Genomic DNA, 1,157 nt, shown 5'->3' on the forward strand with positions numbered 1-1,157 from the left:
CGCTCCCCGCCGTCGCCAACCCCCCGTCCGCCAGCACCGCGACCCCCGACGAGCCGTCGCCTGGCCGCACCAGCCGGCCGAGCCCGGCGAGCAGCACATCGAGAGCGGACTGGACCCCTACGTAACCGACGATGCCGCGCATGCGGGCAGACTAGCCCGGCCCGCAGAATGCTCGCGTGGTCACCTCGCTCCAGCACACCTCGCCCCCAACCCCCTACGTCGACCTCAGCCGCGCCGAATGGCGCGCGCTGCGTGCCCGCACGCCCCTGCCGCTGACGGCCACCGAGGTCGAGGGTCTGCGCGGGCTCGGCGACGTCATCGACCTCGACGAGGTCAGGGAGATCTACCTGCCGCTCTCCAGGCTGCTCAACCTCTACGTCGGCGCGACGGAGGGGCTGCGCGGCGCCGTCTCCACCTTCCTCGGCGGCCCGCAGCCGGCCACGCCCTTCGTACTGGCCGTCGCGGGCAGCGTGGCGGTCGGCAAGTCGACCGTTGCCCGGCTGCTGCGGACGCTGCTGGCGCGCTGGCCGGAACACCCCCGGGTCGAACTCGTCACCACCGACGGCTTCCTCTATTCCAACGCCGAACTCGAACGGCGCGGCCTCATGGCCCGCAAGGGCTTCCCCGAGTCGTACGACCGCCGCGCGCTCACCCGCTTCGTCGCCGCGGTCAAGGCGGGGCAGGCGGAGGTGAGCGCGCCGGTCTACTCGCACCACGTCTACGACATCGTGCCCGGCGAACGGCTGACGGTGCACCGCCCGGACATCCTGATCGTCGAGGGCCTCAACGTCCTCCAGCCGGCGCCGCCGGGCCACGTCGGCCTGGCCGACTACTTCGACTTCTCGCTGTACGTCGACGCCAGGACGGCGGACATCAGGGAGTGGTACCTGGACCGCTTCCGGAAGCTGCGGGCGACGGCGTTCCGCGACCCGGCCTCGTACTTCAGCCGCTACGCGGCGGTGCCGGAGAAGACGGCGCTCAGCTACGCGGAGGACAACTGGCGGCGCATCAACGAGCCGAACCTCGTCGAGAACATCGCGCCGACGCGGGGGCGGGCGACGCTGATCCTCCAGAAGGACCACACGCACGCGGTGCGGCGGGTGCGGCTCCGCAAGCTCTAGCCTCCGGCGGCGTGGCGGGGGCGCTTCGCGCCGGGT

Annotated in this window: 1 protein-coding gene and 1 pseudogene; one reads left to right on the forward strand and one right to left on the reverse strand. The window is 72.5% G+C overall.

The genetic code is table 11. The features are described 5' to 3' along the window. Positions 1-142 (reverse strand): annotated as a pseudogene (locus E1265_RS37700) (glucosamine--fructose-6-phosphate aminotransferase); the annotation flags it as partial. 34 nt (positions 143-176) lie between these two features. On the opposite strand from E1265_RS37700, the gene coaA reads away from it, so the two are divergent. Next, complete coding sequence (gene coaA / locus E1265_RS36385; protein WP_132935200.1) at positions 177-1,121, forward strand: type I pantothenate kinase; 945 nt, start codon at positions 177-179, stop codon at positions 1,119-1,121. Positions 1,122-1,157 lie beyond the last annotated feature (36 nt).

The sequence above is a fragment of the Streptomyces sp. 8K308 genome (assembly GCF_004348315.1).
Classification (GTDB): domain Bacteria; phylum Actinomycetota; class Actinomycetes; order Streptomycetales; family Streptomycetaceae; genus Streptomyces.